Annotated in this window: 13 protein-coding genes and 1 CRISPR repeat array; of the genes, 1 reads left to right on the top strand and 12 read right to left on the bottom strand. The window is 29.9% G+C overall.

Going from position 1 to position 13,165, the window contains the following annotated elements; genetic code table 11:
• Positions 1-367: 367 nt before the first annotated feature.
• The 9 genes from NOU10_RS07425 to cas9 all read right to left on the bottom strand — a co-directional run bounded on the left by NOU10_RS07425 (position 368) and on the right by cas9 (position 10,611).
• Positions 368-679: a bacteriocin immunity protein gene (locus NOU10_RS07425; protein WP_003700769.1), complete on the bottom strand. Its 312-nt coding sequence runs from the start codon at positions 677-679 to the stop codon at positions 368-370.
• 339 nt (positions 680-1,018) lie between these two features.
• Entirely contained in the window at positions 1,019-1,249 is a 231-nt protein-coding gene (locus NOU10_RS07420) for a PspC domain-containing protein (RefSeq protein ID WP_003704561.1), read from the bottom strand.
• A gap of 17 nt (positions 1,250-1,266) precedes the next feature.
• The gene (locus NOU10_RS07415; protein ID WP_095842427.1) at positions 1,267-2,232 is read right to left on the bottom strand and encodes a DUF4097 domain-containing protein; all 966 of its coding nucleotides are present in this window, start codon (positions 2,230-2,232) and stop codon (positions 1,267-1,269) included.
• A 2-nt stretch (positions 2,233-2,234) separates the two neighbouring features.
• Positions 2,235-2,840 carry a DUF1700 domain-containing protein gene (locus NOU10_RS07410; protein ID WP_255906465.1) on the bottom strand — a complete coding sequence of 202 codons (606 nt, stop codon included), beginning with the start codon at positions 2,838-2,840 and terminating at the stop codon, positions 2,235-2,237.
• A 2-nt stretch (positions 2,841-2,842) separates the two neighbouring features.
• Complete coding sequence (locus NOU10_RS07405) at positions 2,843-3,163, bottom strand: PadR family transcriptional regulator (RefSeq protein WP_034982287.1); 321 nt, start codon at positions 3,161-3,163, stop codon at positions 2,843-2,845.
• A 170-nt stretch (positions 3,164-3,333) separates the two neighbouring features.
• Positions 3,334-4,491: direct repeats of the CRISPR family, unit length 35 nt; unit sequence GTCTTAACCTAATTGATTTAACATCCTTCTGAAAC.
• Between the two features lie 31 nt (positions 4,492-4,522).
• Positions 4,523-5,194, bottom strand: coding sequence for a type II-A CRISPR-associated protein Csn2 (gene csn2 / locus NOU10_RS07400; protein ID WP_255906464.1), 672 nt, complete (start codon positions 5,192-5,194; stop codon positions 4,523-4,525).
• The gene (gene cas2 / locus NOU10_RS07395) at positions 5,191-5,496 is read right to left on the bottom strand and encodes a CRISPR-associated endonuclease Cas2 (RefSeq protein WP_003709117.1); all 306 of its coding nucleotides are present in this window, start codon (positions 5,494-5,496) and stop codon (positions 5,191-5,193) included. The genes csn2 and cas2 overlap by 4 nt, the downstream gene beginning before the upstream one ends.
• On the bottom strand, positions 5,474-6,379 hold the full coding sequence (gene cas1, locus NOU10_RS07390) for a type II CRISPR-associated endonuclease Cas1 (protein ID WP_255906463.1): 906 nt from the start codon (positions 6,377-6,379) through the stop codon (positions 5,474-5,476). Before cas1 ends, cas2 begins: the two co-directional genes overlap by 23 nt.
• A gap of 194 nt (positions 6,380-6,573) precedes the next feature.
• Positions 6,574-10,611, bottom strand: a complete 4,038-nt coding sequence (gene cas9 / locus NOU10_RS07385; RefSeq protein WP_255906462.1) for a type II CRISPR RNA-guided endonuclease Cas9 — start codon at positions 10,609-10,611, stop codon at positions 6,574-6,576.
• Positions 10,612-10,618: 7 nt separating this feature from the next.
• On the opposite strand from cas9, the gene NOU10_RS09505 reads away from it, so the two are divergent.
• Positions 10,619-10,783 carry a prepilin-type N-terminal cleavage/methylation domain-containing protein gene (locus NOU10_RS09505; protein WP_370687299.1) on the top strand — a complete coding sequence of 55 codons (165 nt, stop codon included), beginning with the start codon at positions 10,619-10,621 and terminating at the stop codon, positions 10,781-10,783.
• 1 nt (position 10,784) lies between these two features.
• Here the strand turns inward: NOU10_RS09505 and NOU10_RS07380 are convergent, their stop codons facing one another.
• From NOU10_RS07380 to NOU10_RS07370, 3 genes are all read right to left on the bottom strand, one after another.
• Positions 10,785-11,282, bottom strand: coding sequence for a hypothetical protein (locus NOU10_RS07380; RefSeq protein WP_034997486.1), 498 nt, complete (start codon positions 11,280-11,282; stop codon positions 10,785-10,787).
• Positions 11,283-11,377: 95 nt separating this feature from the next.
• A complete protein-coding gene (locus tag NOU10_RS07375) occupies positions 11,378-11,974 on the bottom strand; it encodes a uracil-DNA glycosylase family protein (RefSeq protein ID WP_255906461.1) in 597 nt (198 codons plus the stop codon).
• 1 nt (position 11,975) lies between these two features.
• Positions 11,976-13,160, bottom strand: coding sequence for a phosphoglycerate dehydrogenase (locus tag NOU10_RS07370; RefSeq protein WP_255906460.1), 1,185 nt, complete (start codon positions 13,158-13,160; stop codon positions 11,976-11,978).
• Between the last annotated feature and the right edge of the window lie 5 nt (positions 13,161-13,165).

The raw sequence follows: 13,165 nt of genomic DNA, 5'->3' as shown, positions 1-13,165 counted from the left end.
CGTTTTCTTTAATTTACGAGATAATAATATCATGCAAAATATTGTTTTTCAACATATAAAATAATTATCCCAAAATTCACAAAGATCTTTATGTCGTTTATGAAAACGCTTATTTAACAATAAGTTTGATTGTGAATAAGATATTTTTTCATAATCTAATCATTTTTACTCAATATGTGCATGTCGTGAAAAACCAATTCTACCAATACTTTCAAGATACTGTTGCACATGTTGAGAAAATTAAGTTAAGAATATTACATTTGTGTTACAAAATATAATTTCGTATATTTAATCCATAAAAAAATCAGCGAACCAAATTTAATCAAAAATTTGATTCGCTGACTTCAAACTATTATTAATTATTTAACTAAACAAATTGTTTAGCATCATCCACTGGACTAAGATAAACATAATTCAAATTTGTTCTTTTACCAATTCTAGCCAATTCCTTGATAATATCCTTTTGTTCTGGTGTCAAATATAAGTCTTTTTTCACAGCATTCACTTGTAGATAAAGTACCAATCTTCCTGTCCAAGCCAATGGATGACTACTCGTTTTATACTTTTCATTTACATTTGCTAGAACTTGACGAATTTCTTCTACACCTTTGCGATTATCATTTTCAAAACTGTCATATAACTCTACAACTAATCTTTGTAATTCTTGTACTTTTTCCATATTTTATCACTCCGTACTTAAATCTAGCTCTAACTTCACTACTATTTTCAAGTAGGACAATGATAATTACTGATAGTTTTGTGCACTTTTCTATCTTTTTTTCTCGAGAAATCATTATCTTTCTTCCTACAAGTCTACTGTATCATACGTCAAAGTAATATTTAACCCTTTTAGCCTCATGCTTTCTAAACATATCAGCATTTGAAAGTATATCATGATTATAATACTGACTAAGGTGTTGCTCTTTTGCTATCACTCAGTAATTACTTTATTTAAAATCCGAAATACCTGCTAATAAAAAAGTATGCTCAGTTTCCTAAACATACTTTTTAATACTCATTATTTCTCGTGAAATTCGCCTTCAATTACGTCGTCATTATCTTTGTCTGTTTTTTCTGGCATTATTACTGCTGCAATAATATAAAGGAATACTCCTGGGAAGAATCCAGTTACCATCATCAATGCAGCACCAATAATTCTAACTAGAGCCTTATCTGCTCCAAAATATTCTGCAAAACCACCTAATACACCAGTCAAAACTTTATCATTTGATTTAGTCAATTTTTTCATATTTGTCTCCTCCTTAATTAATTTACAGTAATATCGCCATCATTACTTATAATATCTAATACATTATCTGAGTTAGAATTCTTCTCTAAAACATTACCATTACTTGTTGTTTGTTCAAATAATCTTACGTCGCCATCATTACTTTGAACTCGATAGCCATCAACTGTTACACGAGAAACTAGTATGTCTCCGTCAGTATCATCTATCTTGTATCCACCTTGAATTTGTGTATTACTCATCTTAATGTCACCATCATTATTACGTAAGTTACCACCTTGAATAGACAAATTATTGTAATCCACATCTCCGTCAGTAATATTCATTGCAACTTGCATCAATGATCCACCATTTAAGCGTACATCTGTGTCATTTAAGTCTAACTTACCATTACTTAACACCGTATTGGTCATACTAATATCTGAATCACCTGCAGATAATTCTACATTTCCAAAATTAGCATCTCTTAAATCTAGTTTAGTATCATGAATAGATGCCTTAACTTGATCTGCTTCAATTCCTGTCATATTAACCTGTGATAATAGAGAATCAGATAATTTAAGATTTAGTTCATCTAATTTACTATCCTTTGGTAAAGTAATTATCATCTTATTTCGATCAGAATTTCGATAATAATCATCATACATGCTCATTCCATTAAATCTTATGCTATGACTACTTAAGCGTCCTTTAATTTGTAGTTGATTACCAGACTTCTTTACCGTTGGGGAGCTAGATTTTGCACCTTCGTATCTTACAGAATAGTTCTTTCCTTCTCTAAATTCCACATTAACATCTTTAACATCTATATCAAGTTTGTTAATGTCTTTATAGGTATGAGCTTGAGTAACTTTAGTACTATCTGCAATAACAGGTTTTAAATCTTCAAAAACAATACTTTTATTTCCTTTAAGCCCAAAGCCAATTGCTAATAAAATAGCGCCAATAATGGAAATTATAAAACCACTTATTATTGTCTTTTTCATAGCTATCTAACCCCCTTTTTGTTGAAACGTCTGTAAATATATCGAATGAAGTTCGCTACCATTTTTACAACTGTTATTATTATCAAGTAAATTATTGGTAGAATAACCATTAATGCTCCGATACCAATAATTCCTATTCCAAGATAAAATAGTCCCACTCCTAATTTTGTAAACAATAGGAATATTCCTACATATAAACTAGTTAAGGTTATAAAGATAGCTGCTCCAGCTAAGGCAATAATTGTTACTGCTACTGCAAAAGCTACACCAATTGCTGCTACTAAAACTCCTAGTAAGGCTACCCCTATAATTAAAGTTGCTGGTGTCGCAAGTAATGCCAAAATGATTAGCCAAGCAGTCTTGATATTTGTCTTAGGTAAAATGCCACCACTTTCCTTACCATCATCCTTCAATGAATAATCTGCTAGTATTCGTAGACTTAATTGTCTAGGTGTTCCAACTTTTTCTTCAATTTCTGCACGTGTTTGTACCCCTGCATCTTCTAAATATTCTGTGTAGAAATCCTCAATATCTTTGATCTCACTATCATCTAAATGTCTTAAATATTTTTTTAATTCTTGTAGATACTTTGTTATTTCTGAGTTCATTATTATTCCCCCTCTCTATTTTTTTCGAAAATTGAATCCAAACTAACTTTATAGTCACTCCACATTTTTTTAACTCTTCCTAAATGTTCTTCCCCACTATTTGTTATGCGATAATATCTACGATTTCTCCCTTGATATGATTGATCATATGTTTCTAATAAACCATTATTCTTTAACCTGCGTAATACTGGGTAGAGTGTTGATTCTGAAATTGAAATTGCTCTTTGCATATCCTGTGTCAATGAGTATCCATAATAATCTTGCTTATCTAAAAGTGCTAATACTAAACCATCTAGTAAATCAGAACTAACTTGAATTTTCATCATCATCCCTCACTTTCTTCTATATCTTATCTTCAACTATATTATACACCATATAATATTGTATTAACAACCATAATATGTCGTAAACTCAAAAATTTTTACACTAAAAAAAATCTACCAGAAAATTTCTGATAGATTTATAAATATTATGAAATATTTTTTGTATTTTAGGCCTCGACCCTATTAATTTAACATTCTTATGAAACTATGAACATTAAGAAAATGTAACGTAGATCAGTCTTAACCTAATTGATTTAACATCCTTCTGAAACAAATTAATTGATAAAAATTAAGTACATTATGGTCTTAACCTAATTGATTTAACATCCTTCTGAAACTATCTTTTTTATTAGATAAACCATATAAATGGTCTTAACCTAATTGATTTAACATCCTTCTGAAACTTTGCTATCAACCAATTGCATCAATTCAGCGGTCTTAACCTAATTGATTTAACATCCTTCTGAAACTGCTTTGTAGTACTTAGTAGAAACAAACATGGTCTTAACCTAATTGATTTAACATCCTTCTGAAACGTGTATCAAAGCCATTGAAAACAAAGCCCTGGTCTTAACCTAATTGATTTAACATCCTTCTGAAACAAGGTAGGTGGAACTGATGCAATACGAATTGGTCTTAACCTAATTGATTTAACATCCTTCTGAAACAGTTTGCTAGTCTAGTTATTAAGAAGTATCGGTCTTAACCTAATTGATTTAACATCCTTCTGAAACCTTAGTGTAAAGATCTATACAGTGCTGCAGGGTCTTAACCTAATTGATTTAACATCCTTCTGAAACCTAGTCATCAACTCCTGCCAGCCTAAAGTAGGTCTTAACCTAATTAATTTAACATCCTTCTGAAACGTGGGACAATTTTTTTATCATCTATAAACAGGTCTTAACCTAATTGATTTAACATCCTTCTGAAACTTTAGAAGATAATACATTTCTAGATAAAGAGGTCTTAACCTAATTGATTTAACATCCTTCTGAAACAAGATTAAGTAAGTTTTATAAACCCTAATTGGTCTTAACCTAATTGATTTAACATCCTTCTGAAACATGACATTAGCTAACTCCTCCTTGCTTGTTGGTCTTAACCTAATTGATTTAACATCCTTCTGAAACTTCATCAGTTTCATGTTCTTTTGCTTCATCGGTCTTAACCTAATTGATTTAACATCCTTCTGAAACTCTTCGTTGGTTGAAATCCACCATCTTCTTGGTCTTAACCTAATTGATTTAACATCCTTCTGAAACAAGTTTTAAAAATTAAAATACAAGCTGCAGGGTCTTAACCTAATTGATTTAACATCCTTCTGAAACCGTTATTTTATAATCAAAATTTAACGATTCGTTAGTACCAATCAATATAATCCTCATCAATATAGTAATTATCACAGTTTTCAAAGAATCTCTGACCATTCTTTTCTGTGAATTCAATTATAAACATTGATGAATTAGTCGTCTTAACAAGACTTACAAGTTCTTGAAATTCTCCTTCTGTAAGATAATGCGCGACGTTGGTTAGACCTATAATTCTTTTTCTATTTAATTCCACATGTAATTTAACATCTGAAGATATTCTATCATATGCATTTTTCCATAGCAATGCCTCTGTATGTACCTGACAGTACTTGAATAGTCTTGTCAAATCATTGTCATAATCTACTTGTAAGGGTATATCAATTTTATACAAAACTTCTCGAATCCGATCATACAAACTATTTACTGATTTTAGTATTGCCTGTCTTTCATCGTCTGTAAGATTTTCGATAATCTTCTTAATCAATACGTTCATATATTTTTTACCAATTCGGTCTGTTAACATTACGTCTCCATCCCAATCAATACTCGTACTTATATCTTTTCGATTATATTTATCGTCACTTAATTGAATATTACTTCCGCACCCATTTAAAAAAGTGTCAATAAATTCTTTATATACATTCACGTTATTCGTTCCCAACACTGTAATTTTCCCAGTATTTATGTCAATATTTTTATGACCAGTATAATATAACTTCATAAAATAATTGTCCTCTCTGCACTATTTCTAACTTCTTTTATCTTTTTACCTAATAAAAAATGCATGTCATTATATTGTTTTTCAGTCAGTATTAAAGATTGAACCACACCTTTAGAGGGTAAGAACGATTCTATGCGTTTTTCTGTAAATTCTGCTGATTTCTTATTTACACAAACTCTTACATAAACAGAATATTGAATCATAATAAATCCTTCATTTATTAAATTCTTTCTAAACTTTCTATATTCTTTTCTTTCCTCACTTGTTTCTACTGGTAAATCAAACATTATCATTAATCGCATTATTCGGTACCTCATTCGTAAATTCTACCTCCATATCAAATTCAACAGTTTCTTGATTTAAGTATTCAATTACATCTCTTATATACCTAGCAATTGCATTTTTTAACAGCATTTGTTTTTTATTGTATTTAATTTCTAAATTCAATAAATCAACCAATCCATATTTAATGTCTGGTGTAAAATCTAAGAAATTCTTATCTGCTAACCAATAGTCTACAACCGGTCTAAACGGTTCCATTAAATCTGATCCAAAATTAAACATATTTTCTTGACTTTGATGATGGATCCCTAAATATGTTACATATCCTGCAGAAACAATTTCTTTATTTACAGCTGACAATAAAATTGAATATCCATAGTTTAATGCTGCATTCATAGGTGTGAAATCTTTTCTACTGTATTTTTTGCCAAATAGCTTTTCAAAATATTTTCTTGCTACTACAGCTTCCCGATTGGTCATATCGTTTATTTCTAACTTATCTAATTCATTTTTCAAATCCTGACAATCTATTTGATAATTTTTAAGAACCTTTATTCGATTAATAATTTTACTTCTAACAATTTTTGTCCACAAAATTTCCTTTACATGGTCATTCCATTCGTATTGCTGTAAATATGTACCTAACGATCTATTATTAGGATAATAATTTACTGTTTCAGTCACAGGTTCGTTTTTGTTATCTGTGAAAATTACTTTGATTCCAGATTCTGCTAACTTACTTACTAACGCACTAGTAATAACTGCTTGAGTAGTTGAAATAAGTAATATATCCATATCTACTAGCGGTATTTGATTAATCCCATCCTTATTTTGGACTATCATCGCATTATTAGAATACGATAACTTAGAATGTTGGGTGATAATTACATTTCTGAATCCCATAAATCTTCACTTGCCTTTCTACTATCAATTGTTTTATAATATACTCGTAGGTTTTAACCTCATTGATTTAACATTCTGAGTTGAAATCAAACAAAGCTTTTATAGCTGAGTTTTTCTTTTTGATCCATATAATTATGGACAATACATAAAAAGGAGTCATTTGACTCCTTTTTATTTTTTATTTCTAAAAAGAATTACTCTAAATCTTTCACTCTAACAACTCTTGAAAAAATTCCTGTTGGTGATTGATATATTAATTTAGCTTCTGGCGATAATTTTATACCACCTATTACTTGCATTTGACCTAGCTTGGTTTTTATTCCTAAAACCTTTAAGTCTGTTATCATTGCATTAGCGTGTAACCCAATTAAAATTCTGTTCAACACTTCAAATTTTCCAACTTGCTTTAGTTTATTGCCTTCATATACATTGTGGATAGGTAATTTCTTAAACATTTCCAATCCTTCATTTAACCTTTGTCTAAATTTATTAATATCATATAATTCAAAATACTTGTTAACAACTGATAATATTTCTTCATATACATCTACTAATTCTTTGTCTGTTACTTTTGCTTCTTTATCTTTTTCCTTAGCTAGAATCTTTAACGCACGTTCTGACAAATGCAGTTGCATCGCATTATACTTATATTCGGAACTTCCTAAGGTATATTTTTGACCTCCATCTATGATCAGTTGTCCATAGTAAACTTTGTCTAAAATAACTTCAAAATTTTGTTCCGCTTTAGATAAACTTGCTTTTGCTATTTTTTTCAATAATATTTTCTTTTCATCAGTATCATTTAATCTATCTAATTCATCAGTCCAAAGTCTAGGTACACCTACAAATTTATATATTACTCCCTTCTTCTTTTGAATCTTAACAAGCATCATATAACCACTTATCTTTCCTTTATAACCTCCATAAATATTTGTTGGTTTATCTTTCTTTATTGGAATCAAGTTAACCGTCTTAGCATTATATTTAGTTTGATCGTAAAACGCACCGTTTTTAGTAGTTACTTCTTTCGAAACTAACATATATTTGTAATCATTAATTTTTTGTATATAGGCTTTCATCTCTGGCACATTTAAAACAAATTCATTATTTACCTTATCATGTACATCTTCTGCTTCCTCATCTTCCAATTTCCATAAAAAGTTAAATTTATTTATATGTTTCAAGTAATTACTATCTAGTTTTTTAAAATCATCATATACAAAATAACTGCGTAATTTAGGATAGGTTTTATACAGATATTGTCCAATAAAGGTTGTTAAATACCCATCTATTGCATGATGGTAATCGTTAACTTCTCGATTTTTTATCAACTCATATTCTTTTCTTAAATCACTATTCAGTCTTGCTCTTACTTCAATGATTTTTGTATCACTATATTGTTTTTTCAATGTGTTAGCAACTAATTTTACTACTTGGCTTGTTTCTACTAATTGACGCTTAATAAAACCTTGTTTAACATACTTGTTTATACTATCTGTCTTAGTTAATAAGTTGTTATATTTTTGCTTAGTTATTAAGTCTTGTTCATAAAGTTTACGCCAAAAGTTCCCCATCTTCGCTGCATACAAATCTGCAGCTGTCTTATCTGACTTTTCTTTATTATTTACATCTTTACGAGTTAACACTCTATTATTAAGAGAATCATCTTTTATAAATGATTGTGGAAGAATATGATCAATATCATACTTTTGATGTAATTCATCAATATTTATTTTTTCACCAGTATACATATCCCTACCTAACTGCATAAAGTATAGATAGTACCTATCTCTTATATTATTGGCGTTACTATCTAATTCTGATTGTAACTTTTCTAATTCATATTCAGATATTAGTTTGTCTGCAATTTTCTCATAAATTTCAGATATTTTCTTATAACGAGTATTCGTTAATTTACTCTTTCGTTTTTCCCGGGTAAATTCAATAGCTATAGATGTTGGCTCACACTGCATCACCTTTTCAATATCTTCGACAACTTTCATTACTTGTCTAATGGCTTTTTTGTTCTGTGGAGATGTATATGCCTCATCTAATATATCTTCTAAGTTATATTTATTCGCATACTCACCGTTAATTTCAGCTAATTTTGCTTGAATACTTTCATCATTTACAATTTGCATAAAATTATTAGATGTATTCCATAATGCATCAATAATCCTTTCACCATTCTCATTAGTGATCTGTGTTAGTAATTTCTTTGATAATCTTCCCCATCCTTTGAAATGAATATTTGATAATTTCTTAATCTGCTCGTCAGTCAACCATGATATTTCACTTAATTTCTCTTTGTAGATATTACCATCTTCAAAAATAGTTGAATATTCAATAATTTTTTCTAAATCTTCATTTTTACTGTAATCATCTACTACATTTCCTAATATTGCTTTTAAATCAATATAACTTGACAGTGAAGAATTAAACTTTTTGTTGTCGGTTAGTCCAGTAATACTTTCTGCATCACAATTTAAAGAAGTAGCTAAATTTTTCTTCGTCACACTTTTTTCAGTCTTAAATAGTTTAAGATAAACATTCTGCTTTTGTTCAATATCTAATTTTTTTTCATTTACTTTGATATTGTTCAATTCATTAAGTACTTTAAATTTCTCGTATAACAAACTAGAAGCAGGCAATACATCTTCACCAATTATATATGTATCTTTGGAAGTCATGCGTTTAATAAAACGATTAGCAGATTCTGTTCTATCAACTAAATTTTCAAAATTCCATGGAGTTATTGTTCCTTTTGCTTTTCGAACCATCCACGCAAATTTTGTTTCTTTTTCGTTTTTATTAGACTCTGTCTTATCTACCAGTGGTCCAACATAGTATGGCACCCTAAAAGTAACTAGTTCATCTAATTTATATTTAGCAAACCTTCTATTCTTTTCTACAGGATTTTCTTCTGCTAACCATGGATAATACTTAGCTTGATTTTCAATAATTCTATCTAACTCTATTTGATGTAATTGATGAGGAATCACACCATTTTCACCGGTTCTTTGCTTAGGCATAAAATTACCTTCATCAATTAAAACTATAATTTTCTTAGCTGTGTCTGAATTATTGTCTTTAATAATCTTCTTTACAGTTTTATAGAAATTTTCCTGTGCATTAGCAGCTTTAGCTTTTTCATTATTAATATAATTACTGTAAGCATTCTTTAAGGTCTTTCTATCTTTTGTATTTAGAGTATTGATAAATTCCTTGTACATTTTTAAATGAACTTTGTGCATCTCATACTTTTCTATCATGGATTCAGATAATGTATATCCAGTCGGAACAATCATATTTAATTTGAACTTAAAGTAGATTTCTCTAGTCTTAGTTAGTAAATCCATTTGGTTATCATCTAGGGAATGTGATAATTCATTAAAAATGTCATCAATATTTTCATCATTAAACGTTATTTTTTTATTTTTATCACTCTCTATCAATGTTGAATCTTTAATCAATAATAAATCTTCAATATTAAATTTATATCCAAAAATAGCCTTAGAAAATGCAGTAACTATATTCTTTTTCTTCTTATCTTCTACTAATAGTTTCCCTACACTCTTTTGTTTATCAAGATTTCTAGTCTCTTCATCTAAGATTATTTTTTCTACATCTTCAAACTTTCCACTGTTAAGAATAGCAACACTTTCATCACCAATAATATCCTTATATAAACTGTTAACCTCTTCTAGAAGGAATCCAATCGATGTTCCACTATTTTTATAGTTTTTTGCAGGAACATTTTCTAAGAAATTGCCACGATACTTGACAATATGGTGAATTGCTAAATAGATTTCTCTTAAATCAAACTTCTCATCTTTTTTCATTAAATCTCTTCGCAAATGATAAATTGTTGGATACTTATCATAGAAATTTGAATCAGATACATCTGGGAATAATAATGAACCTAAATACTTCTTATTACTGTCTTTTGGAGAAAGATTTGAAGACTTTAATCTAGCAAAAAAATACTCATCTACTTCTGCCATGTACGGATCAAAAATTTCTTCTAATAGTTTCAATCGCCATTTTCTTCTATTAAGTCGTCTTCTTTGAGTTCTGAAACCTCGACGTTCTGCGGCGGTATTTCCTTCCTTAAACAAACGAGTTCCTATTAAATTCTTTCCTTTTTTTCTCTTAATTTTGAAATCATCGCCTATTACTGCCCATCCTATAGATGAAGTCCCTATATCTAATCCGATGTGATATCTTTCCATATCCTCCATGCCTCCCTCTGAAAAATTACACTACAATTATACAATAGTTTTTATCAAATTTTTCAAATATATAGTAAATAATTTTAGGTATGGATTTACTCTGATTGAAATGGCTATTGTTTTGTTTATCCAAAACAAAAAGGCATGCAGATCATATCCACATACCCTTTAAACTATTCTTTATTTTTTACCAATTTATATTGTGCAACTAATGCTTTAGCATTTCCGCCATGGCCGAATTCTCTGAACTCATTGTCACTTTCATTTTCCCATTCGACATAATCTTCTTGATCTTCCCAGATATTAATCATCAAGAATTCATAGTCTTTTCTCTCATCATGACCAACAAGTGTAGATTTTAAACCAACCGGACGATTGAATGAATCATCCCACTTATCTAAATGAGCATTGAAAATTTTTTGTTGCTCCGTATCTAAAGTTATATATCTAAATTCAAAATATCCATCCCATTCTTTAAGATTAATTGTGTGATAAATTTGATACTCTAATTGACTATGAAAAATACTTTCTTTGTTTGAAACATCTAATAACGCAAACTTTTCTGAATCAGTTACAGATTCTAATAGTACCATTTGACGATCTTTATTGTTTTCAATAATTTCTTGTAGTTGTTTTTCAGGTCCAAAAGTTAAATTTAGATTTTTTAGCATAGTATTACTTCCTTCCAACCTTCTATCAAACTCTTTCAATCTAAGTATAACACCAAATTTGACCAAAAAAATAGCCTGACATTTTTGTCAGACTATTATTTATTTTTAATTTCAGATACTAATTTCTGTAAGTCTTTTACTACTCGTTCCTCAAACCATGGATTTTTCTTTAACCAAATTAAATTCCTAGGTGAAGGATGTACCAAAGGAAAGTACTCTGGCAGATACGTTTGATAATCTTTTACAATATCAGTCAATTTAGCACTACTTTTTAGATTCAAATATTTCTTAACAGCGTAGCTACCTACCAAAATAGTTAATTCAATATTTGGCATTAACTTTCTTAACTTTGGATGCCACTTTGCTGCAAAATTCTTTCGTGGTGGCAAATCTCCACCCTTACCTTTTCCTGGAAAATAAAAATCCATTGGCATAATCGCAAACAAACCTGAATTATAAAATTCATCGCGAGACACATCTAACCATGTCCTCAACCTATCTCCACTCAAATCATTCCAGACCATATGCGTATCTTGAGCTTTTTGTCCAGGTGCTTGACCCACTATTAATATTTTGGCCTTAGGGTTAGCATAATATAAAGGTTCAATCCCCTTTTCAGTGTATTCTTGATTTTGAGGATCTAGCTTTATCTCTTCAAAAATCCTTTGAAATTCATCAGACATTTTAATCATCTCATTTCACAACTTTTGGATTATGCAATGCTCGAACTCGGATAACTTCAGGAATTTCTAGTAACTCTTTCTTTAGTTCTTTGAGCTTTTCTTCTGAAATATCCGCAGCATCAATCATTGTATAAGCAATTTTACCACGTGAACGGTTAATCATGTTATCAATATTTATTTCTTCTTTAGCCAAAATAGTAGTAATTCTACCCACCATATTAGGAACATTTTGGTGAATAAGAGTTAGACGCAATGGAGCATCGAATGCCATTTCTACATTTGGCAAGTTAACGGAATTAACAATATCTCCAGTTTCAAGATACTTTCTCAAAGTATTAGCAGCCATCTTAGCTCCATTAACTTCTGCTTCTTCTGTTGTTCCACCTAAATGAGGAGTTACAATTATTTGTTTGTGATTTAAAATTTTCTCAGAACTGAAGTCTGTGATAAATAAACGTAATTTTTTAGCATTAAGTGCCTTGATTACTGCATCTTCATCCACAATTCCCCAGCGTGAATAATTGAGTAATACTGCCGTATCTTTCATCACATTAATCTCATCTTCACCAATGATATTTCTATTTTTATCAGTGTAAGGAATATGAATAGTAATAAAATCACTTTGTTCTAGCAATTCTTCCAAACTTTCAGCTCTAGGAATATCATTGGAAAGTTGCCATGCTTTTTCAACAGAAATATATGGGTCATATCCAATTACTTTCATCCCCAAATCCATACATGCCTTAGCCACACGTGAACCAATATTACCTAAACCGATTATCCCTATTTTCTTTCCATATAACTCAGTTCCAGCAAAATGATTTTTACCTTTTTCTGTTTGTAAAGAAACATCTGCCCCAGCTAATTTTTGGGCCCATTTTACAGATGCAAAAACTGGTCTAACAGATAGTAATAGCATTGTTATAATAAGTTCCTTAACCGCATTTGCGTTTGAACCTGGAGTATTAAAAACTACAGTTCCTTGTGAAGTTGCTTTCTCTAAAGGAATATTATTTACTCCTGCTCCAGCTCGAGCAATCGCTAAAACACTAGTTCCAAAAGGTGTTTTATGCATATCTTGGCTTCTAATCAACAAAGCATCAGGTTTAGTACTTTTATTCACCGTGTACATATCTGCTGGTAATTCATCTAGTCCTTCTTGTGCAATTACGTTATAAGTTTTTATATCTTTCATAATTA

This window comes from Ligilactobacillus sp. MP3 (assembly GCF_024436335.1).
Classification (GTDB): Bacteria; Bacillota; Bacilli; order Lactobacillales; family Lactobacillaceae; genus Ligilactobacillus; species Ligilactobacillus salivarius.
This window is presented reverse-complemented; position numbering and strand designations above follow the sequence as displayed.